We start from the raw sequence: 22,197 nt of genomic DNA, 5'->3' as shown, positions 1-22,197 counted from the left end.
AGTGCCTCCTCAAGAACGTTGCCACACGTATATGAGCACAAAGAGGATGATCCAAATCACATCCACAAAATGCCAAAACAGGGAGGTGGCCTGAATGCCCTGTTCCCCGCCTTTGTAATTATTAGGTATGAATGATTTGCCTAACATTAAGGCCATCAACAATACACCAGTTAAAACATGTAAGCCGTGAAAACCAGTGAGCAGGTAAAAAGTGCCGCCAAATGTACCTGAAGTAAAACCAAACTTCAAACCGCTCCATTCCACCGCTTGCCCCCAGAGGAAATAGCCCCCCAGGGCCATGGTTGCCAGCCACCAACCACGAAAACCCCAAACATTGTGGCGGGCCATCTGCCGCTCAGCCAAATAAATAGTTCCTGAACTAGAAACCAGCACAAAGGTGTTAATCAGTGGTGTTTGCCATTCCAAACCCTCCACCCCGTGGGGTAACCAATCAAGGGCATTCAACTTAAGCAAGGCATAGCCTGAGAAAAAGGCGAGGAATATTACACTTTCCGAACAGAGAAAAATTATAAATCCAGTGAGATTGTGGTTGGCATGCATGCCTTGATTGTGTTGGTTGCCTGTGCTTTCCATTGCTTATGCCTCTAAAAGAGATTGGTTTTCGTAAGCACTTTGATTTTCCACAAGAGGCTTTCCAGTGCCGTAGCCATAGGGCCCACTGATAACAGTAGGTACGTTTTCCTCAAAATTCTCAGCAGGCGGTGGCGAGGGCAAAAGCCATTCCAAACCAATGGCATTCCAAGGATTTTGGGGTGCTTGCGGCCCCCGAACCCAAGAGCTGATCATATTGATAAGAAAAGGAATTATCGAAACACCGAGCAAAAAACTACCTAAACTTGCCACCACATTCCAAAAAGTAAACTCAGGGTCGTAGGAAGAAACACGCCTTGGCATTCCCATTAAGCCAAGGGGATGCATTGGAAAGAAATTCAAATTTGTTCCAATAAATGTTAAGAAGAAGTGCAATTTTCCCAAACCCTCATAATACATGCGACCGGTAAACTTAGGAAACCAATGATATATTGCTGCATAGATGCCCATCACTGCAGCGCCGTAGATTACATAGTGGAAGTGCCCAACAACAAAGTAGGTGTTATTAACGTGAATATCTATGGGCACAGTGGCCAACATAATTCCTGTTACCCCAGCAAAAACAAAATTAAACAAACCTCCTAGGCTGAAAAGCATCGGCGTATTTAGGCGTAACTTACCGCCCCAAATGGTTGCAAGCCAGGCAAATACCTTCACACCGGTTGGCACAGAAATCAACATGGTTGTAACCATGAAAAGATTTCTCATCCACTCAGGCACGCCACTGGGGAAAAAGTGGTGCACCCAAACGATCAAGCCCAAGAACACAATCGCAAATGATGCCAAAGCAACAAAGGCATAGCCAAACAATGGTTTGCGAGAATGGGCACTGAATAGCTCAGAAAAAATACCAAATACAGGCAAAATGATCACATAAACGGCTGGGTGGGAATAGAACCAGAAAAAATGTTGATAGAGCACGGGATCCCCGCCACCCTCAGGCTGAAAGAAGCTTGTTCCAACAACCAAATCGAATAGAAGCATTATTGCTCCACCGGTGAGGGCCGGTAAGCCAATCAACTGGAGAGATTGGGCCGCCCAGGCCGTCCAAATAAATATCGGCATGCGGAAAAAAGTCATCCCAGGGGCCCGCATTCTTATGATCGTAGTAACAAAATTCACGGCTCCCATAATCGAGGAAACGCCCGAAAGTGCCACGGCTGTGAGCCACATCCCCTCGCCGCTAACCAAATTACCCAGAGGGTTTTGAGTACTCACAGGTGGGTAAGACCACCAGCCTGAGTTAGCCGGTCCACCGGGAAGTAGGAAGCTGGAAATTAAAATCACACCAAAAATTGGAACCAACCAAAAGGCCACTGCATTAAGCCTTGGGAAAGCCATATCTGGGGCGCCGATCATCGTGGGGATCAATAAATTATTTAAACCATTCAACACAGGAAAAATAAACATAAACAGCATGATAGTTCCATGCATTGTGTAGAGTCCGTTATACACAGTGCGGTCTACTAAATCATTTTCTGGGGTGATTAATTCGCCCCGCATTATCATTGCAAGCAAACCGCCAATCAGAAGAAAAAATATCGCTACTGTGATGTATTGAATACCAATCACCTTGGCATCGGTATTGAAACTAAAAAAGCGTTTCCAATTATCAGGTGCCCCTGGCACGGGGGCATTTGATTTCAGCACGCGGGGATCGTAGGAAGCGAGGGTCATGATTTAACCGTTATGGGGGAGTTGATTGGAGCCGGGCACATTCACCATCGGGGCGGGAGCTGGCACAACGGTGGGCCATCCCCTTGCACCTTCTGCCTGGCGTTGTTTGTATTCAGCCACCGCATCACTTAAACCCGGCTGGAGTGGTTGGCTGGCAGCTTGTAGGAGCCAACTGTTGTATTCCGCCTCAGATTCAACCACCACATCGGCTTGATTGGTGGAAAACCAAGTGCCGCTATACATCGAATCGCGTAAGCGATAACGCCCTTCGCGGGTGGGGGTGAGATTTAAATTGATTGCCCGGCCTGGAATAATGTCTTGTTTTAATCTAAATGCTGGCACATAAAATCCATGGATTACATCTTCACTAACCAATCTGAAGGTTACTGGCTTATCAACAGGTAAATGCAATTCAGTAGAGCTAACTTTGGCCGCCGGATAGTTGAATTGCCAAGACCATTGCCTAGCAGTTACCTCCACCTGCTCAGCTGGTAGGCGATCCCCCAAGAAACCACCCACCTCTTCAATTGGATCACCGCGATGGATGTGCTCCATCGGCCCTAACACTGCAAGCTTTTGATTAACACGCACTGAATAGAAGGCAATGCCAAAAACAATTAGTGCTGGAATAACCGTCCAGATGATTTCCAAGCGGGTATTGCCTTCAATTGGTTCTGCATCACTCATGTCGTATTTCTCAGCCCGATTAAATATCACAACCCAAGCCATCACTGAGATAACACCAAAAAACACAAAAGTTGCCAAGGCGGTTTCAAAGCTGAACAAGCCATCCACCAGGGGCGCAGCTGTTGAAGCTTGAACAGGTAACCAGTGGTATGCCTGGCGACTCATCCAGAAACTGAATACCACCAATACACCGGTCCAGGTGCTAACCAAGGCCAAGGCGGAATAATTAATGCGCGTTGAGGAGCTATTCATGGCAGTGCCTCCTTAAGATCAGCGCCAGCGGCCAGCAGCTGATCTGCGGTTATGTGAACGCCAAACTCAGCAGCTAACTGAGCACCAAGGGTGCCGTGAAGCCCTAAAACGCCCATCATCACCACCCCAGCAAATAAATAGGGCCATTGCACCTGCCTACCCATATCTTTGCGCCAAACAAAGCGTTGATAACCTCTCCAAATAGTCATCAGTACGATCACCAAAAGAATCAGCACCCCACCAACCCCATGCCAGGTCATCGTTACAAAACTTTCGAGGCCAAAGGTACTTTTAACGCCTGCCAATGGCACCGCCGTGAGCATCTCATAAAAGCCAGCAGTAACTGTAAAAAAACTAATCACTGCGCAAGCAAGGAGGTTATACCAACCCACATCATGTAAACCTGGCCTAGTTACCGGCAATGCCAAGAAGCGAAAAATACGCTTCTCCAAAGGATAAAAAGCTCCTGCGAAGTCGAACGCAATGGCTATAACAAATAAGCCAATGGTTAGATGAACTAAATTAGGGTGAATCGGCAGGCTATAGGGCAGATCATTGGGCCCTAGGCCGGCTGCAATTTGATTTAAGGGGCTTTCTGATGGCAGCACCACATTAAAAAACTGCATTACACCAACCCCGCCCGCATTGCTTCCACCACCTTCACCGTGTGTAGCCCATATACCCATATCAATTTATCGCCAAGGAAAACCTGCACAACCACCAAAGCAGCCAATAAAGAATCAGCGCCAAGGAAGACCAGCGGCAAGCTGAGCGGATCCTTGGCTCTCAATACATAGCGCCAGCCGGTAAGCACAGATAGAACCCCCGCCAAAGACCAGCCTATGGTGCTATGGATATTTAAAATGTTGCGCGCATCACCATAGGGGTTGGCCAAGCCGGCCTCCACCTGGCCAAACATGATCGCCACAAAGATGGCGCTGGTGGCAAATAACAGATTCCACCAACTCACTTCAAACAAAGCCCGCCTACCTGTAACCACACCGATAAAATCAAACAGCACTGAAATCAATGCCATCGCAATAACGAAGTGCACAACTATTGGATGAATAGTGTCCATCCAAGGCAGGTTGTGGTCGTTGAGGGGGGGAAGCAGATGCTCAAGCATTAGCAAACCCAAGAGCTAGCTTTGCCTTTATTGCTAGCGCCCATGGATTAAGGGTGCCCATTTCTCCCCTATTCCTTCATGACTGATCACTCCTCAAGCCCTTGGCGCCTCGAAGCAGACAGCCTTGGCCAGGTGCAGGTGCCCGCTGAGCGCTATTGGGGTGCCCAAACCGAACGGGCGAGGTTGATGTTTCAGCTTGGGCAAGATCCGATGCCCCTGCCATTAATCCATGCAATCGCCCGCATAAAAAGGGCCGCTGCTGCTGCTAATTCCCAGCTGGGGCTCCTAGATGGCGAGCGCTGCAACTGGATCAGCCTGGCCGCCATGGAGGTGGAGCAGGGCCGGTGGGATCAAGAATTTCCCCTCTCCACTTGGCAGAGCGGTAGCGGCACTCAAACAAACATGAACCTGAATGAGGTAATCGCCAATCGCGCCTGCGAATTAGCAGGGCAACCCCTTGGCAGTAAAAGCTGCGTGCATCCAAACGACCATGTGAACAAAGGCCAAAGCACTAACGATGTATTTCCCAGTGGGATCCACATCGCTAGCGAGCGCCAGCAGAGGCTCCAACTTTTGCCGGCCATAGGGGATCTAGCTGCCAGTTTTGAAGCAAAGGCAAGCGCTTGGAGCGATGTGGTGAAGATCGGCCGCACCCATCTGCAAGATGCAGTACCACTTACTTTTGGCCAAGAAATCAGCGGTTGGGCGGCCCAATTGCGCAGCGCTGCCGCAAGAATTGAAGCTGGATTTGAAGAGCTGCGCCAAATCCCCCTAGGCGGCACTGCCGTTGGCACTGGTTTAGGTGCAAAAGCTGGTTTCGCAGAAGCCACCTGCCAATTACTTAGCGAATGGGAGGGGGTTAGCTGGCAGTGCAGTGGTAATCGCTTTGCCCTAATGGGCAGCCACGATGGCCTGGTTCAGCAAATGACCCGGCTCAGGCTTTTGGCGGGGGCTTTACACAAGATCGTTAATGACATTCGCCTTTTAGCCTGCGGACCTAGGGCCGGCCTGGGGGAACTGCTGCTGCCAGCCAATGAACCCGGCAGTTCGATCATGCCGGGAAAAGTAAATCCCACCCAATGCGAAGCCGTAGCAATGGCCACAGCCCAAGTGATGGGCCTTGATCAAGCAGTGGCTATCGGTGGCAGTGGCGGCCACCTACAAATGAATGTATACAAGCCATTATTAGCGCTTAATTTAATTCGCTGCGGCGAATTACTTAGCAACTGTTGTTACTCTCTGCGGGTGCACCTGGTGGAGGGAATGGAATTAAATATCAGTAAAATAGAACATTTTCGCGATCAATCGCTAATGTTAGTAACGGCTTTAGCTCCTGTGATCGGCTACGACAAGGCAGCAAAAATCGCCCAACATGCCCATAGGGAAGGGCTTAGCTTGCGGGAGGCAGCCATCGCCCTTGATGCCATCAGCGCAGAAGCCTTCGACCACAGCGTTAACCCTAAAAAGATGACCTCTATTCAAGATTAATTACTTCTTAGGTATGCCAGGCCCACACCAATAATCAAACTAAAAATAAGCGCCCCCGCCAACAGCAACAGGGCAAACCATTCGCCACCAGAGAGTGGCCGCCGCTCCGGTAGCAATATTTCTTGGCTGGCGGGAGTAGGCGAGGTTGAATTATTTATAACAAGATCATATTTACGCCTTAATTCTGGATCACCCAAAACCTCTATGGCCTCCTGCAAAGCGCAAAATTGCACACTCGCCTCAGCGGGTTCTAATTCGGTGGTATCCGGGTGGAAGCGTTTGCTAAGCCGCCGGAATGCCGCCCTCAATTCTTCAGGGCTTGCCCCTGCCTCCACACCAAGGCGCTCATAAAGATTGGCAGTGGTGCTGGAGTTAACCAAGCCGATCGGGCTCTATGGCTTGCGATCCTAGGGAAACCTACTTGCCCTGCCCTGAGCAACGATTTCCCCTGGGACCTGCTGGCTTGGCAGCCCAACAGCCAACAGCTGCAACAACTGCAGGAGCTGCAGCTGTTGTTGCGCCATTGGAACCAACAACTAAATCTCACCAGGTTGGTGGAGGGGCCCGACTATTGGATTGGTCAAGTATTCGACAGCCTTTGGCCGCTTCAGCCCTGGTTAACAGGTGAGCTAAGCGGCGCTACCTGCGCTCAGAAATTTTCGGTGGTTGATGTGGGCACTGGCGGCGGTTTTCCAGGGCTTGCCATCGCTATTGCCCTGCCCAATGCCCAGTTAACCCTGGTGGATTCCGTGGGTCGCAAACTTGAGGCCGTGGGCGCCATGGCCAAGGAGCTTGGGCTAGGCGAAAGGCTTAGCTTGCGTTGCGAGCGGGCCGAAAAAAGTGGACGCGAACGCAGCTGCAGGGGCCAATTTCAATTGGCGGTAGCTCGCGCTGTGGCCCCAGCTGCTGTGGTTGCTGAATACCTGGTGCCGCTGCTCGCTCCTAACGGCACTGCCCTGCTTTATCGAGGCCAATGGAGCGCCGCGAATCAAGCCGAATTGATTGAAATTGCACGCCAGCTCAAGGCAGAAGCTGGGGAACCACGGGCCATTGAACTTCCAGAGGGCAAAGGTCAACGGCATGTAATTCCACTTACCCCTGTAGCGGCATGCCCAACTACCTATCCAAGGGCCGTTGGAATCCCAGCAAAACAACCTCTGCGCCCGGCTCCCTAGGAGCCAAGTCGTTGTAAAACGCTGCCGCCAAGGGCTTGTTTTAGGTGCCTCAAAATTGCTGGAATCTCTGCCCGCCAGGGGCTTTCAGCCAGTGCCGCCAGTAATTCCGCTTCGCTTACTGCCCCTTCACTGCCGGCTGGCGCCTCGAAAAAATCGGCATTACAACCTGGGAACCAATGGTTGGCTTGGCCCAAAAGGCCATATCTAGCTTTGGCGTAGCTCTGCAGATCCCATCCCTCCAGCAGGTTATGGAGCCACAAAAGGATCGGTAAATTGATCTCCCCTGGGGTGGCTTGCCATGGGGGCAACCCCTGCTGCCAGCTGTTAAGCCAGGCATCACCCAACTTTTGCTGCAGGGCAGCTTGCAATCGAGCTGATATCAGTGGCAATAATTCTTCGGCCTTGGGAAGCAGGCCCACTGCCTGCAGATGTAAATCCAAATCTGCAGCAGTGGCAGCACCAACGCTGATGGTGTGCACCCGCGGATCACTTAAACAAAACAGATCGTTAAATACAATCGGATGCAATGGCTCACAGAGCTGCTTTAATCGCTCAGAAGGTGAATGAAGATGGCCGCCTTTATCGGTGGGACTAATTATAAAAACACCCATATCTTGATCAATCGCTGCACTTAAGGCGGGGCTATTATCTTGGCGAATATAATACCAATGGATATTAACGTAATCAAAAGAGCCACTGTTAATCGCCGCCTCAATTAAAGCTAGCGGCCCATGGGTGGAAAAGCCCACATGGCCGATGCAGCCATCACTTTGCCAGCGCTTAACTATCTCTAAGCAGCCCCCTGGCCGCAAGCATTGCTCTAAATGTTCGGGAAGATTAATTCCGTGTAAAGTTAGGAGATCAAGCCGTTGCACTTGCAATAATTCAAAGCTGCGCTCCAGCATTGATTCAAATTCTTTGCTATTTGCATAGGGCGCAATTTTGGTTTGCAGAATCCGTTTTGGATCTGGATGTGTAGCTAGTAATTTGCCCAGCTGCAATTCTGAGCTGCCATAAAAACGCGCTGTTTCAATGTGATGCATGCCAGCCCCAATGGCTGCCTTCAAGATCGATTCCAGATTTACCTGGCTTTCAACTGTTATTTCTTCCGCTGGAAGATCGCTCCAGCTTTGCTGAAAGCGCATGCCACCAAGGCTTAACAGGGGCATCTGTAATTCAGTTCTGCCAAAACGACGGCAGGGAACAAAGGCCAAATCAAGCTCCGCTGGGGGAGGATTCAGCTGAGGGCAGTTGCTCAAATGGCAGCCAATGGATGCAATCAACCGGGCAGGTATCGATGGCCTCCTGAACCCGTTCAAGGCTGTCGCCGTTTTGACGTATTACCCGCGATCTGCCCTGATTTGGCTCCACCAAAAAGGTATTACATGCCACATGGGCGCAATACCTACAACCAATACAAACCTCTTCATCAACCCAAATCGCCTCCTGGCGCAAGCTGCCCCCCAGCAGGGGTTCTTTACCTGTATTTCCTTGGCCAGGAGCCGCCAGTGGCGGCGCTGCAAAGGCAATTGAAGGGTCGATTTTCAAAGCAACCAGGGGGCTTTCAACCCTGCCAGCGGGTAACTACCAGCTCGATGCTGCCATCGGCACTTAACTGTTGTTCTCCCACAACAAAACCCTCAGCGGAAGCGCTATTGAGGATGCTCTGCAAGGCATAACGCTGGGTTAGTTGCGACATAAACCTTTCAATGGGTATTGGTAAACGCCATAGATCGAGGTCAGTTACCAATTCATAACGGCCTTCACTGCTATTCCAGCGAAAACCAATGTCGCCACCATCAGCCTGGGGACAACATAGATCTGCCTCTTGGGTTTGGCCTTGATAACCGCGCAGTAATTGGGCCGCTTCACTTGGTGTTTGGCCTAGATCCTTGAGGGCTGCCACCAGGGCGACAGGATCGCGCAATTCAGTTTTAATCGTGCTGAAGTGAGACATTGCTGGCTTGATTTTGGTGGATTTCCGCAGGGGCGGTTTGGTAGTGGTTAGTGGTGGGGGTGCAGCGCTGAACGGTGCCCAACTTGGCTTCAATCGATCTAGTGAGCTCTAAACAACCCTCACCTTGAACCCCCTCAACAAGCTCCTCCACTACGCCATTTGGGCGAATACAGAAGCGGATGGTTTGCTGGGGCACGGCAGAACCGATTTGAATCAGTTTACTTAGTTTTACTTGCCAGCTGCGTTAAGCCCAGTCGTTTTGTAAACGGGAAAGCAGGGCTGGATTTTGCAGTTGCTCTAGGGCATTGCGGGCATCATCCCGCACCCCTGAATCAGCATCATCGATGCAAGCAGCCACAAGAGCTTCCCCTAGGGACAAGGCCAAATCAGGCTCCAAATAGGCGTGAAGCCTCCCTAAACCCCAAGCGCTATTGCTGCGCACAGCTGGTTCCGAATCGATGCGCAGGCTTAAAAGCAGTTGTTGCGCCACCGCTTCCCGCTGATTTGAGTTGTTCAAGCTGCTATCTACAAGCGAACTCGTGGCCCAAAGGCGCACCGCTGCGATATCGCTGCCCAGGGCCTTTAGCAGGGCTGGAATCACCTCAAAACTTGGGTAGTTTCCGAGGGTCCAAGCCAGGGCTTTACGCACAAAGCCGTTGCTGTCTTGTTGCAATTTTGGCAGCAATAGCGGTAGAGCCTCGGGATGGGGATTACGTCCAAGGGCATAAACGGCGCTCATCCGCAGAATTGGGCAGCTGCTATCGAGCAACGGCAGCAGCAACGGCAGCGCACGGGGATCACGGTGCTCACAAAAAAACTTCAACCCTTGCAATTGCTGCTCATGGTTGCCTTGCAGTTCAACCAGGGCCTGATCTACCAGTTCCCTTTGTGCGGCTATGTCTTGGGTTTGATCCGATAGTTCGCTGATCAGATCTAGGGGGTCTTGGGCCGCCTCCGCCTCCAATTCCTCCTCTAATAGGGCAAGTTCCAGGGTTAATTCATCGTGGTTGGTCATGGAACTCAACCCAAAGGCGCCGGAGCAGCCATATCACCAGGCAACCAAATGCGAGCACTCACGGCAAATAGGGCAGCGGAAAATAGCAGCACTATGAGGGCTGGCAGCAGCTTGGATCTAAAAAACGCCATTAATTTCCAGCGGAACAGCACATCCCTATTGTTGCCTCTTCGCTGCCCCTGGTGTAACTCCCCATGAACAATCGCGCCCGCAGCAGGCGGATCATCACGGTGGGGATGGAAGGGGTAGCCAGCGGCGCTCCCTACATGGTGGGCAGCAAATTACTTCAGGGCTGGCTAACCGCCAGCAATATTCCGCTGCCATTGATTGGCCTATTGCCCCTGGCGGAATTGCCATACACCTTGAAGCTGTTTTGGGCCCCCTTATTAGACCGCTGGCCCATTCCCTGGCCCGATCGCCGTAGGGGTTGGATCCTTTTAATGCAATTACTGCTGGTGCTGGTAATTGCATCGATGGCACTGCTGCAACCCAGCACTAACCCCGGCGCCCTAACTGCCATTGGCTTAATTGCCTTAATCCTGGCAATTTGTAGCGCCAGCCAAGACATCGTTATTGATGCCTATCGCACCGATTTATTAGCAGAGGAGGAGCGGGGCGCTGGAGCGGCAAGTGCCTCCCTTGGTTATCGAGCTGCCGGCTTAGTGATCAGTTCTGGTGGTTTTTTATTGGCGGGCACCTATGGCTGGCCTGCGGCCTTTGCCGCTGCAGCTGGCCTAATGCTTTTGGTGGTGCCATTCACTATTAATGCCCCAAGTATTCCGCCCCTAAGCCAACCGGTTGTGAGCTTGCGCCAAGCGGTGCTTGGCCCAGCCAGGGAATTTTTAAAAAGAAGCGGCTCTAGCAAAGCGCCGGTGTTGCTGCTGCTGGTGTTGTTTTACCGCTGGCCGGATGGATTGCTAAATGCAATGGCAATTCCCTTCCTAAGCCTCAATGGGTTTGATGAAGCAACAATTGGATTAGTGCAGGGGGCATGGGGAATTGGAGCAACGATGCTGGGAACGATATTAGGTGGTGTTTTATTTAGTTATCTGGGCATGAATCGATCCCTATGGATTTTTAGTTTGGTGGGGGCAACAGGAAATTTAAGTTATTGGGCAATCGCACAATTCAAGGGGGGGATTTTCGCTCTTATGCTCGCTGCTGGTTTTGAAAATATTGGCGGTGGAATGGTTGGTGCCGTATTTGTAGCCCTATTAATGAGCCTATGTAATCCCCGCTATTCAGCAACCCAATACGCGCTTCTATCCGGTATTTACGCCCTAAGCCGTTCACTACTATCGGCACCTGCTGGATTGCTGGCGGAAAGGTTGGGTTGGTCGGAATTCTTTCTACTCAGTGCAGCGGCTTCAATCCCTGCTTTTATTTTGCTCGCCTTTGTGGCCCCTTGGCATGAAAGGGAGGCGCGGGGAGCATTTGATCCATCAAAGGATTTGAATTAAACCTATGCAGATGTGGAAGTAGCAAATCGGCGCCTTAGCTGACCGCAGGCTGCATCTGCATCAAGGCCTCGGCTGGCTCGAACACTCACGGCAATCCCCCTGCCTTCGAGGTTGCTGCGAAATGCCTCAACTGCAGCTGGGCTAGGCCTTTGAAATTCTTCTTCTTCAATTGGATTGTAGGCAATTAAATTCACATGGCTCTGAAAGCCACTCACCAAATCAGCCAGGGCTAATGCCTGGGCAGGATGATCATTTAAACCACCCAAGAGAATGTATTCAAAACTCAAACGCCTACCTGTTGTTAATACATATTGCTTGCAATCTTCTAATAAAATCTCAAGGGGATAGGCATGGGCAGTGGGAATTAATTGCTCCCTTAGCTGTTGATCTGGAGCATGCAAACTAACCGCTAGGGTGAACTGAGTTCGCCCGAGGCGCTCCTGGGCTAGGGCCGCAAGTTTTGGCAGGGTTTTGGGTACACCAACGGTGCTGATAGTGATCTGACGCTGGGCCATTCCCAAGTCACTACAGAGGCAATCAATAGAAGCAAGTACTGCGTCGATATTGAGAAGCGGTTCTCCCATACCCATAAAAACCACGTGGCTTGGGCGCTGCTGCATCACTTCCCGCACGCTTAAAACCTGATCAACAATTTCATGCAACGCAAGCGAGCGTTGAAAGCCCCCCTTACCGGTGGCGCAAAAACGGCAGGCCATGGCACAACCAACTTGGCTGCTAACGCAAACGGTTAAGCGATTTGGATTAGGGATACCTACGGTTTCAATACTGAGGCCATCGTGGGTGGCAAGCAGCAATTTGGTAGTGCCATCAAGGGCAACACTGCGTTGCAGCTCCCGGGATCTACCAATCCAATCAAACGCATCAGCAGGTGGCTCCGCCAATAATTGCTGCCGAAATTGCTTCGGCAGCACTGAAACCTGATCTAGATCTCGAACACCTTTGCTGTAAAGCCAATCATGCAGTTGTCTGCCTCGAAAAGCCGCCTGCCCCCGTTGCTGAACCCATTGCTCAAGGGCAGGGCGACCAAGACCTAAAAGTGGTGCGTTTAGGGCCAAACCAATAGGCCATGCCCCAACCAAATCTCAACAGCTAGCAGAGCAATGAAACCAAGCATTGCAGCGCGACCATTCGTTAATTCACAATGGGTATGAAAACCAAAGCGGGGCAGTTGGCGCCTAGGCACCAGGGAAGGTTGCAGGGGTTGAGTTGTTGTAGACATCTATCAGCTGTCCTCGCTGAGTAAACCTTCTTCCTGCAAACCCTCAAGTGCCTCTAGATCAGGCAGCAATTGCTCTTGATCCAAATCGTCACCCACAGGACGGGCAAAGGCAGCAAAATTACTACCTTCAGCTATGCCATGGCGACTGCGGGTGGCTTGGAGTTCATCGTCGGAGGGATCATCCAGCACTGCAGCGGTGGGCTGGGGCAGAGGCATCTCAACTGTGTAGTCGGGGCGGAGGGCACTAGCTCTGCGGTAACTAGCATTTTCCTCATCGAGAATATCTGGATGGGGACCGGCCTCTGCCCTCAACTCCTCTTCAAAGCCACTGAAGCCTGTACCCGCTGGTATCAAACGACCGATGATTACGTTCTCCTTCAGGCCGCGTAACCAATCGCTCTTACCTTCAATCGCCGCCTCAGTTAACACGCGAGTTGTTTCTTGGAAGGAAGCAGCCGAGATGAAGCTATCGGTGTTCAGAGATGCTTTGGTAATACCAAGAAGCACTGGGGTGAATTCAGCAGGGGCACCACCGGTAATGGCAATGGCCTGATTGACTTGATCCACCTGACGCAATTCAATCAATTCACCTGGAAGCAGGGTTGTATCACCGGCGTCCTCAACACGAACCTTATTGGTCATCTGGCGAACAATCACCTCGATGTGTTTATCGTCGATGGTTACGCCCTGGGACTTGTAAACGTTTTGCACCTCTTGAACAAGCGCTGTTTGCAAGCGTGAAATGGCTTGATTAGCAGCATCCATAGATGCGTTGCGCGAGCGTAAATCCTCAAATAGAACTTCAAGAAGTTCATGGGGATTGATGGGGCCATCGGTTAGGAGATCACCAGATTCAACCAATTGACCATCGCTCACCATCACAGTGCGCCCTAACAAAATGGGATATTCAGTGCTCAATTCATCACCTTCAATCACTGAAACAGTGGGGGCGTCTTCATCCTCTTTCTGTTCGATCTTCACGCTGCCCGCCTTGCGGCACAGCACAGCTGAATCCCTGGGGCGACGGGCTTCCAGCAATTCTTCAATACGGGGCAAACCCTGAACAATATCGCCAGTTTTGGCCCTCTCAAACACCAGCTGAGCAAGGGTATCGCCGCGAAGCACCAAGTCGCCATCGCGCACGTGCAGGATGGAATCCGGTGAAACCATGTAGGGGCGGCCCACCCTTAGAGAGATCGAATCAGGCCCAATCGATTCCACCTGACCGCTATGGGGGGCGATTAGATCTGAAGCGAGTTGCTCACCTTCAACAATGCGTTGACCAATGGCTGCGCTGGGCTTTTCATTTTGCAATTTAACTACCAACAAATCATCTGGCCTTTCAACTATCAAACGCCTAATTGGCTCCCCTTCAACGCTATCTGGAAGTTGCACAACACCATCTTCTTTGCAAAGGATTTGAACAGTTGCAACAACATCTCCTCGCTTTATTGAATCCCCATCAGCCACCTTTACTTCGGTGTGGGTGGAGCCATGGCTGGCATCTGAAAGGGTGTCCCGCCTCACCAGGTGAGATTCAAGGATCACAAGCTGGAGGCGATCGATGGTTTTTGCCCGCTTATCAGGCACCATCTCAACGTCTACCGTCATTTGTGGCGTGGTATCAAAAGTTTCAAGAATTAGTTGGGTACGCAGAAGCTCAACACCCTCAACTGATTTAACTAATTCTGCATCTTTAAAGGTAAGCCGTTGCACAGCCTTAAGGCCGAGGGAAGGACCATTTGCTTGTTTAACGGTGCCAAGTTCGGGCAGGTGAGCCTCATCAGGAATCGCGTATTCCTCCACAGGACGGAGCAGTAATGCCCCACCTTCTGGTGTATCAACGGATTCCACAAATAGCATTGATTCAGCCACCAATCCAGCTGCAATTTCTTCGCCCGGATTTACCATCTTGCCCTCGTCTGCAAAACGGCTTAATACCTTGCTATCAGTTACTAAATGCAGGGTTCCAGAACGAACAATAATTTCACGTAGAATGTCATTCTTCTGGGTAACAGTAACAATGCCTGCGGTTTGGCTGAATATATCTTTAACCACCTCTGTACCAGCTTCAATCCACTGGCCATCCTCAATCATCAGAAGGGATATATCTTTATTTATTTCATGGGTTTCCTGGGGAATCCAGAGCAGGGTTCCACCTTTAGAAACCTCATATCCGTGTTTTGCGCTACGGGCTTTTTTAATACCAAGGCCAGGGGCAAATTTAATCAAACCGCCTGTTTGAGTGCGGAAGCGATCGTCGGTAAGTTCTGCAATCACCTCGCCATTGGCTATCTTTGTACCAGGCTCAGTATTTAAGCGATATCTGATGTTGTCTTTACCTTCAAGGTGCCAGATCTGGCCGCTGTGGGTAGTGGTTGCAATAAGCTTGCAATCCTTTAATAACAAGCTGGAAGTAACAATTTCAACTTCCCTTGAATCGCCTTGAGATTCCCTTAGCCTTACGCTGCCGCCATATTCACTGATCTGCCTGCTTTCGGCTAGAACATCGCCATTGTGCACATTGCTAGCACCTTTAACAACCGGAAATGCATTGGGGGGCAAGTTATAAACGTCGCCGCCAAAAACCCAAAGCCTTCCTAAGCGCTGGGCCTTCAAGGTGATGTTGCCCTGGCGGTCGGGAACCTCCTTGGGTTGAATTACATCTTCATAGCGAACTTGACCGGCCAAATCACAAATAACATCCTTACTTGCCTTCTCAATACTCTTCTTAACAGCAGCGCCACTAGAAATCTGAGCCAGAATTATGTCGTTCGGAACACTTGCACCATCAGCAACAAACAGAATAGAACCTGTGGTGATGTCTAGTTTCTGTGCTTTACCTTTTGTGGTTGGTTTTAAGGTGAGGCTGAAATCAACTTCTGCAATCTGAGCTTCCACACCATGGGGAGTGCGGTGGGGGCGAACCTTAGCCTTTGAATCAAATTCAACAATTCCATCCACCAAAGAACGAACCACACCAGTTTCAGCAGTTGACACACCACCGGTGTGGAAAGTGCGCATAGTTAACTGAGTGCCAGGCTCACCAATGGATTGGGCTGCGATAATGCCAACCGCCTCACCAAGATCAACTAATTCGTTATGCGCTAGGGCCCAGCCATAGCATTTGCGGCAAACTGAACGAGCGGCTTCGCAGGTAAGTGGTGAACGCACACGAACTTCTTTGATGGCAGCTTTTTCAATCTGCTTACTTAAAATTGGATCAATCTCTGTGTCCCGTTCAGCTATCACGGTGCCTTCGGCATCAATAACGGGTTCAGCCACCAATCGGCCGAGCAAACGATTGCGATAACGGCCATTATCTTCTGCCGCAACGATGATGCTGCGCACAGTGCCGCAATCGTCTTCCCGAACGATTACATCTTGGGCAACATCAACTAAACGCCTGGTGAGATAACCGGAATCAGCGGTGCGCAGGGCGGTATCCACCAAACCCTTGCGCGCTCCATAGGAGGAGATCACATATTCAGTAACGGTTAAACCTTCGCGGAAATTGGTGCGAATCGGCAGGTCGATAATCTCCCCTTGGGGGTTGGCCATCAGGCCACGCATGCCAACCAACTGACGCACCTGGGACATGTTGCCCCGGGCACCAGAATTAGCCATCATCCATACGGAATTCAGGGGGAAATTATCATCAAAGTTGCGCTTAACTGAATTAACCAAACGTTCGTTTGTTTCAGTCCAGGTGTCAATTACCTTGGTGTGCCTTTCAACTTCAGTTATTTCACCTAAACGATATCTTTCCTCTGTTTGGGTAATCTGCTTTTCAGCATCCTCGAGCAACTGGGGCTTGTCGTCGGGAACTTTCAAATCATCTACAGATATGGAAACCGCCGCCTGGGTAGCAAAGCGAAAGCCCAAATCTTTTAGATCGTCTGCCATCGCGGCCGTAGCTGCGGTGCCATGGTGTTTGTAAGCCCAAGCCACTAAGCCACGCAAACCTTTCTTATCGATAATTCGATTTCGGAAGGGGGGTGGAATCCTGGATGGCTCACGTTTTGCGGCGGCTTCTGCAGCCGCAAGAGCAGCGGCTTCTGCGGCCTTAGCTGCCTTCGACTTACTTGAAGATTTACGGGCGGCGGGCTTGGAGGTGCTGGTCATGACCTTTAACAGGAGGGGGGTAGGAAGATTTGGCTGAATTCAAACAAGCAGGGGCGTATTACCTGGTGGCCACCGCATCGATGATTGTGCGGTTCATAACCACACGACCTGTAGTTGTTAGAAGATAGCGACTAATCAGCGCACCATCTTCATCTAAGCGATCGCGACGGTATTTCCATTGCTCAACCCTGGTGCCATCGCTAAGGGTTTCACTCTTTAAGGGTTCCGTTGCTTCGTCATCGTCTTCCACCTCACCGCTAAATCGAACCCAAAGCCAATCGTGCAAGCTGATGCGTTTTTCAGCAAAGGCATTACAAACATCACTCAAGCTGGCAAAACTCCATGCTCGATCACCGAATTCAGGTATTGGGTTTTCTTTACGGGTTGCAGTGAGATAGTAGGAACCCAGCACCATATCTTGCGATGGAGTGATAATCGGTTCACCTGTAGCTGGCGAGAGAATGTTGTTGCTTGCCAGCATCAACATTCGGGCTTCGGTTTGAGCCTCAAGGGATAGGGGAACATGGACGGCCATTTGGTCACCGTCGAAGTCTGCGTTGAACGCAGGACACACCAGGGGGTGCAGCTGAATAGCCCTACCATCTACGAGTTTTGGTTCAAATGCTTGGATACCTAAACGGTGCAGGGTGGGGGCGCGATTCAACATGATTGGATGGCCATCGATAACCTCCTGCAATACCTGCATAACCTCATCATCTGCCCTTTGAATCATCTTCTTAGCAGCTTTTATATTGTTAACTATATTTTGACGAATTAAACGGTGAATAACAAAGGGTTGGAATAGCTCGATTGCCATTTCCTTAGGCAAACCGCACTGATTCATTTTAAGTTTAGGGCCCACAACGATTACAGATCGGCCAGAATAATCAACCCTTTTACCAAGAAGATTCTGACGGAAGCGGCCCTGTTTACCTTCAATGATGTCGCTCAGGGATTTAAGTGGCCTGTTGTTAGCACCAACTACGGTTCTGCCCCGGCGACCATTATCAATCAGGGCATCAACTGCTTCCTGAAGCATCCTTTTTTCATTGCGCACAATGATTTCAGGCGCAAGAATTTCCTGAAGCCTTGCTAAACGGTTGTTGCGGTTAATAACGCGGCGGTAGAGGTCGTTTAGATCTGAAGTAGCAAATCGACCACCATCAAGCTGCACCATTGGCCGCAGGTCGGGCGGGATCACAGGGATGGCATCGAGAACCATCCATTCAGGGCGCGCGCCTGTTGCGATGAAATTATCAATTACCCTCAAGCGTTTGATAAGTTTGGCGCGTTTCTGCCCCTTGCTGCCATTAATATCCTCGCGCAATTCTTCCGCAATTTTCACTAGTTCAAGATCTTCTAAAAGCCGCTTGAGGGCTTCTGCACCGATGCCAACTTCTGGCTCATTTTCGATTTCAGAATCTTCAGCAAAAATCTCATCTTCTATCTCAAGCCACTCGTCTTCAGTGAGAAGTTGTTTATATTTGAGTGTTTTATGATCACCGGGTTCAAGCACTACATAACAGTTGAAATAAACAATCTGCTCCACATCCCGAAGGGGCATGTCTAAAAGAATTGCCACATAGCTTGGGATACCCTTCAAATACCAAACATGGGATACGGGGGCAGCGAGCTTAATAAAGCCCATGCGATGGCGGCGCACGCGGCTTTCGGTAACTTCCACACCACAGCGTTCACAAACAATGCCCCGGTGCCTCACCCGTTTGTACTTGCCGCAATGGCATTCCCAATCCTTGGAAGGGCCAAAAATCTTCTCGCAAAACAGCCCATCCATCTCCGGCTTAAGGGTGCGGTAATTGATGGTTTCCGGCTTGGTAACTTCGCCCACCACCTGGCCGTTAGGAAGGGTGCGCTGGCCCCAATCCATGATGCGCTCTGGGGAAGCGAGCGTGATTTTGACGTAGTCGAAGTGACTTTCGGTACGGGTGTTGCTGTTGGTCATGGCCGGAGGGCAAAGGGGGGCTTCAGGTCAATTTTTAAGCGGGTGGATTAATCCTCGTCGTAGTCGGCTACGCCAAGGGATTCATAGGTGGGCCGGCTGGGGGTGCTGCGGCGAGGGTTGACGTCTTGCATCAAATCCACCTCAGCTCCTTCATCTGTGTAAACAGCAATATCAAGGCCGAGGGATTGCAGCTCTCGCATCAACACCTTGAACGATTCAGGTGTGCCTGGGCGGGGGATTGGTTTGCCCTTAACGATCGCATTGAGCGCTTCGTTTCTACCTTGCATGTCGTCGGATTTAACCGTGAGCAATTCCTGCAGGGTGTAGGCGGCGCCATAGGCCTCAAGGGCCCAAACCTCCATCTCACCAAGGCGCTGGCCGCCCTGTTGAGCTTTGCCCCCCAGAGGTTGCTGGGTAACCAAGGAGTAGGGACCGGTGGAGCGGGCGTGGATTTTGTCGTCTACCAGGTGCACAAGCTTGAGGATGTATGCCCTGCCAACGGTTACCGGCTGATCAAAGGGCTCGCCGGTGCGGCCATCAACCAATTGGATTTTGCCGGGATTATCGGGGTTATAAACCCAGTCTTTGCCGGGCTGCTTCCTGGCTTCCTCCAGATACATCTGAACGGTTTCCCGCGATTTTTCTGCGCCGTGCATTTCATCAAAAGGCACGATCTTGAATCGGGAATGGAGGTTATCTGCAGCCCAACCCATTAGGCATTCGAAAACCTGGCCCACATTCATGCGGCTAGGTACGCCAAGGGGATTGAGCACGATGTCTATGGGGGTGCCATCGGGCAGATAAGGCATATCTTCAAGGGGAAGAATGCGGCTGATGATGCCTTTATTGCCATGGCGACCAGCCATTTTATCGCCAACTTGAATCTTGCGGCGCTGGGCAACGTAAACACGCACCACCATGTTTGCCCCCGGCGGCAACTCGTCACCCTGTTCGCGGGTGTAGATGCGAACGTCTACAACCCTACCTCTTTCTGTATTAGGAACCCTCAGGGAATTATCACGAACATCACGGGCTTTTTCGCCAAATATGGCCCTTAGAAGTTTCTCCTCAGGGGGTTGATCCGATTCACCTTTAGGGGTAACTTTACCCACTAAAATATCACCACTTTCAACGAAAGCACCAATTCTAATAATACCCATTTCATCCAAGTTGCCAAGGCTTTCCTCAGCCACATTAGGAATTTCCCTGGTTATTTCCTCAGGTCCCAGCTTTGTTTGGCGAGCCTCAATTTCATACTTTTCAATGTGTACAGATGTGTATAAATCTTCGCGTACTAATCGCTGGCTAACAAGGATTGCATCCTCATAGTTGTAGCCTTCCCATGGCATATACGCCACCAATACATTCTGACCAAGGGCAATTTCACCACCTTCGCAAGCGGAGCCATTTGCTAAAACCTGACCAGCTATAACCTTGTCGCCCTGGCCAACGATTGGCCTTTGGTTTAAGCAAGTATCTTGATTTGAACGCTGATACTTTTGAAGCAGGTGATAGTGATCATTTCCCTGATCATCACGAACAATGATTTGGGTTGAATCAACAAATACAACTTCACCATTCACATTGGTGATCGGCACCATTCCCGAATCCCTCGCCACTTGGGTTTCCAAGCCAGTGCCAACAAGAGGTCGCTCGGGCCTAAGTAAAGGCACCGCCTGCCTTTGCATGTTTGAGCCCATCAGAGCCCGGTTGGCGTCATCGTGCTCCAAGAAAGGAATCAGGGAAGTAGCAACTGAAATCACCTGAACAGGTGACAACTGCACATAGTCCACCTGATTTGGGGGCACCGTTTCAAAATCTTGGCGATAACGAACAGGCACCAACTCAGCGGTAATTTTTCCATCTGAATCAGTTGCCACATCGCCGGGGGCAACCCTGCATTCATCTTCTAAATCGGCGGCGATATAAATAGGGTCGCCGGTTTTAATTACATGGCCATTTTCCACCCGCCAAAATGGTGTTTCAATAAATCCATATTCATTAACCCGTGCATGGGTAGCCAATGAACCAATCAGGCCAGCATTAGGACCTTCCGGTGTTTCAATTGGACAAATGCGCCCGTAGTGGGAAGGGTGAATATCACGTACGGCAAAGCCAGCCCTCTCTCTAGTAAGTCCCCCGGGGCCAAGGGCGCTGATACGCCTTTTGTGGGTAAGTTCTGCCAGGGGATTTGTTTGATCCATAAACTGACTTAACTGGCTGGAACCAAAGAATTCTTTGATCGCTGCCACTAGAGGCTTAGGATTAACCAATTGGGCGGGTGTTAAAGAATCGGTTTCACCAACAGTCATCCTCTCTTTAATAATTCGCTCGAGCCGGTTTAAGCCAACCCGCACCTGATTTTGAAGTAATTCACCAACGGAACGAACGCGGCGGTTACCAAGGTGATCAATGTCGTCGAGGGTGGCACCACCCACATCTAATTCTAGATTGATTAAGTAATCAATCGTTGAAAGCACATCCTCAGGGGTGAGTGTTCTTACCGCATCGGGGATTGTGAGGCGTAATTTTTTATTGATTTTGTATCTGCCAACCCTACCAAGGTCGTAACGCTTGGGGTCGAAAAAGCGACTGTGCAATAGCTGTTGACCACCGCTAACAGAGGGTGGTTCCCCCGGCCTTAGCTTTTTATAAAGCTCGAGAAGCGCTTGATCCTCAGAAGAAATTCCTTCTTCGTTAGCCGCTTCAATAGACTTACGGTAATACTCAGGGTGGCGTAATTTATCGAGAACATCGTTATCAGATAGGCCGATAGCCCGCATCATTACATGGGCATTAATTTTGCGGGTTTTATCAACACGCACATGCAACAAATCGTTCTTATCAGTTTCAAACTTGAGCCACGCTCCACGATTAGGTATTAAACTAGCATTGTAAGTTTTGCGACCGTTCTTATCCTGTTCATCCTTAAAATATACACCGGGACTGCGTACAATTTGATTAACGATTACCCTTTCGGCACCATTAATAATAAACGTACCCCTTTCAGTCATCAGAGGCAATTCGCCAATGAAAACCTCTTGCTCTTTGATTTCGCCGGTTTCCTTATTAACCAATCGACAGGTTACATACATCTGGGAAGCAAAAGTTGCATCCCTACGCTTCGCCTCTTCCACATCATGGCGAGGGCGTTTTAGGCGATACTCCGTGCCAACAAAATGGAGCTCAAGTTTGCCGGTGTAGTCGGTTATTGGCGAAAAGCTGTCAAGCTCCTCGATCAAACCTTTCTCTAAAAACCATTTGAAACTCCCGCGTTGTACCTCCACGAGATCAGGGAGGTATGTGGCAGTCTTGGCGACTTGAATCGCGCTGCTCATGCGTAGACCTGCAGAACGGAAGTGGAATAAAAACTGTTGATAAAAGCCCTTGCTCTCACATCTGCGCATCGCCAAGCCAAGG

The 22,197-nt window shown here is 50.4% G+C and carries 19 protein-coding genes; 3 read left to right on the top strand and 16 right to left on the bottom strand.

What is annotated here, in order from left to right:
• Window positions 1-9: 9 nt before the first annotated feature.
• Genes C7K08_RS04840 through C7K08_RS04820 form a run of 5 tightly spaced genes read right to left on the bottom strand, consistent with a single transcriptional unit; the run spans window position 10 to window position 4,354 of the window.
• Window positions 10-594 carry a cytochrome c oxidase subunit 3 gene (locus C7K08_RS04840; protein WP_106499517.1) on the bottom strand — a complete coding sequence of 195 codons (585 nt, stop codon included), beginning with the start codon at window positions 592-594 and terminating at the stop codon, window positions 10-12.
• 3 nt (window positions 595-597) lie between these two features.
• Window positions 598-2,289 (bottom strand): cytochrome c oxidase subunit I, encoded by a 1,692-nt coding sequence (locus C7K08_RS04835; RefSeq protein ID WP_106499516.1) that lies wholly within the window; start codon window positions 2,287-2,289, stop codon window positions 598-600.
• A gap of 3 nt (window positions 2,290-2,292) precedes the next feature.
• Window positions 2,293-3,228, bottom strand: coding sequence for a cytochrome c oxidase subunit II (locus tag C7K08_RS04830; RefSeq protein ID WP_106499515.1), 936 nt, complete (start codon window positions 3,226-3,228; stop codon window positions 2,293-2,295).
• Window positions 3,225-3,854, bottom strand: a complete 630-nt coding sequence (locus tag C7K08_RS04825) for a DUF2231 domain-containing protein (protein WP_106499514.1) — start codon at window positions 3,852-3,854, stop codon at window positions 3,225-3,227. The genes C7K08_RS04830 and C7K08_RS04825 overlap by 4 nt, the downstream gene beginning before the upstream one ends.
• Complete coding sequence (locus tag C7K08_RS04820; RefSeq protein ID WP_106499527.1) at window positions 3,854-4,354, bottom strand: DUF2231 domain-containing protein; 501 nt, start codon at window positions 4,352-4,354, stop codon at window positions 3,854-3,856. The genes C7K08_RS04825 and C7K08_RS04820 overlap by 1 nt, the downstream gene beginning before the upstream one ends.
• Before the next feature lie 78 nt (window positions 4,355-4,432).
• Between C7K08_RS04820 and C7K08_RS04815 the strand changes: the two genes are divergently transcribed.
• Window positions 4,433-5,842 (top strand): class II fumarate hydratase, encoded by a 1,410-nt coding sequence (locus C7K08_RS04815; protein ID WP_106499513.1) that lies wholly within the window; start codon window positions 4,433-4,435, stop codon window positions 5,840-5,842.
• On the opposite strand, the gene C7K08_RS04810 is transcribed toward C7K08_RS04815, so the two are convergent.
• The gene (locus C7K08_RS04810; protein ID WP_241537049.1) at window positions 5,839-6,222 is read right to left on the bottom strand and encodes a J domain-containing protein; all 384 of its coding nucleotides are present in this window, start codon (window positions 6,220-6,222) and stop codon (window positions 5,839-5,841) included. The genes C7K08_RS04815 and C7K08_RS04810 overlap by 4 nt on opposite strands.
• Before the next feature lie 51 nt (window positions 6,223-6,273).
• Between C7K08_RS04810 and C7K08_RS04805 the strand changes: the two genes are divergently transcribed.
• Window positions 6,274-7,017 (top strand): 16S rRNA (guanine(527)-N(7))-methyltransferase RsmG, encoded by a 744-nt coding sequence (locus C7K08_RS04805; protein ID WP_106499525.1) that lies wholly within the window; start codon window positions 6,274-6,276, stop codon window positions 7,015-7,017.
• Here C7K08_RS04805 and C7K08_RS04800 read toward each other — a convergent pair.
• The 5 genes from C7K08_RS04800 to C7K08_RS04780 are packed head-to-tail and all read right to left on the bottom strand — an operon-like array spanning window position 7,014 to window position 9,989.
• Window positions 7,014-8,186, bottom strand: a complete 1,173-nt coding sequence (locus C7K08_RS04800) for an aldo/keto reductase (RefSeq protein WP_106499524.1) — start codon at window positions 8,184-8,186, stop codon at window positions 7,014-7,016. The two genes, C7K08_RS04805 and C7K08_RS04800, sit on opposite strands and share 4 nt — an antisense overlap.
• A gap of 46 nt (window positions 8,187-8,232) precedes the next feature.
• Window positions 8,233-8,547, bottom strand: coding sequence for a ferredoxin (locus tag C7K08_RS04795; protein ID WP_106499523.1), 315 nt, complete (start codon window positions 8,545-8,547; stop codon window positions 8,233-8,235).
• A gap of 34 nt (window positions 8,548-8,581) precedes the next feature.
• The gene (locus C7K08_RS04790) at window positions 8,582-8,974 is read right to left on the bottom strand and encodes a DUF1257 domain-containing protein (protein ID WP_106499512.1); all 393 of its coding nucleotides are present in this window, start codon (window positions 8,972-8,974) and stop codon (window positions 8,582-8,584) included.
• Window positions 8,952-9,170 (bottom strand): DUF2997 domain-containing protein, encoded by a 219-nt coding sequence (locus C7K08_RS04785; protein ID WP_106499511.1) that lies wholly within the window; start codon window positions 9,168-9,170, stop codon window positions 8,952-8,954. The genes C7K08_RS04790 and C7K08_RS04785 overlap by 23 nt, the downstream gene beginning before the upstream one ends.
• Window positions 9,171-9,218: 48 nt before the next feature.
• Window positions 9,219-9,989, bottom strand: a complete 771-nt coding sequence (locus C7K08_RS04780) for a HEAT repeat domain-containing protein (protein ID WP_106499510.1) — start codon at window positions 9,987-9,989, stop codon at window positions 9,219-9,221.
• A 194-nt stretch (window positions 9,990-10,183) separates the two neighbouring features.
• Here C7K08_RS04780 and C7K08_RS04775 point away from each other — a divergent pair, with 194 nt between their 5' ends.
• Window positions 10,184-11,449 (top strand): AmpG family muropeptide MFS transporter, encoded by a 1,266-nt coding sequence (locus tag C7K08_RS04775; protein ID WP_106499509.1) that lies wholly within the window; start codon window positions 10,184-10,186, stop codon window positions 11,447-11,449.
• 2 nt (window positions 11,450-11,451) lie between these two features.
• Here C7K08_RS04775 and rlmN read toward each other — a convergent pair whose 3' ends face one another.
• The 5 genes from rlmN to rpoB are packed head-to-tail and all read right to left on the bottom strand — an operon-like array spanning window position 11,452 to window position 22,115.
• On the bottom strand, window positions 11,452-12,525 hold the full coding sequence (gene rlmN / locus C7K08_RS04770) for a dual-specificity RNA methyltransferase RlmN (RefSeq protein WP_106499508.1): 1,074 nt from the start codon (window positions 12,523-12,525) through the stop codon (window positions 11,452-11,454).
• Entirely contained in the window at window positions 12,516-12,689 is a 174-nt protein-coding gene (locus C7K08_RS04765; protein ID WP_106499507.1) for a chlorophyll a-b binding domain-containing protein, read from the bottom strand. The genes rlmN and C7K08_RS04765 overlap by 10 nt, the downstream gene beginning before the upstream one ends.
• Window positions 12,690-12,692: 3 nt before the next feature.
• Window positions 12,693-16,814 carry a DNA-directed RNA polymerase subunit beta' gene (locus C7K08_RS04760; protein WP_106499506.1) on the bottom strand — a complete coding sequence of 1,374 codons (4,122 nt, stop codon included), beginning with the start codon at window positions 16,812-16,814 and terminating at the stop codon, window positions 12,693-12,695.
• A gap of 58 nt (window positions 16,815-16,872) precedes the next feature.
• On the bottom strand, window positions 16,873-18,777 hold the full coding sequence (locus C7K08_RS04755) for a DNA-directed RNA polymerase subunit gamma (RefSeq protein WP_106499505.1): 1,905 nt from the start codon (window positions 18,775-18,777) through the stop codon (window positions 16,873-16,875).
• A gap of 47 nt (window positions 18,778-18,824) precedes the next feature.
• Entirely contained in the window at window positions 18,825-22,115 is a 3,291-nt protein-coding gene (rpoB, locus tag C7K08_RS04750; protein ID WP_106499504.1) for a DNA-directed RNA polymerase subunit beta, read from the bottom strand.
• Window positions 22,116-22,197 lie beyond the last annotated feature (82 nt).

This window comes from Synechococcus lacustris str. Tous (assembly GCF_003011125.1).
In the GTDB taxonomy this organism is placed as follows: Bacteria; Cyanobacteriota; Cyanobacteriia; order PCC-6307; family Cyanobiaceae; genus Synechococcus_D; species Synechococcus_D lacustris.
This window is presented reverse-complemented; position numbering and strand designations above follow the sequence as displayed.